Here is a 260-nt window from a genome sequence, read left to right on the forward strand (position 1 = left end):
TCGAATCCAACCAGACCCACCAATGTCTTGTCTGGCGTGTCGATGATCGTTGGTGCTTTAGCGCCTACGAGAATCCCATACCGACGGGTAAGGTACCTGAGGAATCTGTACTCATGGGGGCATAGCTCAGCTGGGAGAGCACCTGCTTTGCAAGCAGGGGGTCGTCGGTTCGATCCCGTCTGCCTCCACCAATCACCAACGCTAAGGGCTTGGTTCAGACACTGAACCGAGAATTTTGCATTGGCGATTGAGCCAGTCAG

At 54.6% G+C, this 260-nt stretch carries 1 tRNA gene; it reads left to right on the forward strand.

Annotated elements, in window-relative coordinates:
- Positions 1-115: 115 nt before the first annotated feature.
- A tRNA-Ala gene (locus tag VL15_RS36315) sits at positions 116-191 on the forward strand.
- Positions 192-260: the final 69 nt, after the last annotated feature.

It is taken from the genome of Burkholderia cepacia (assembly GCF_001039005.1).
GTDB classification, from domain to species: Bacteria; Pseudomonadota; Gammaproteobacteria; order Burkholderiales; family Burkholderiaceae; genus Burkholderia; species Burkholderia theae.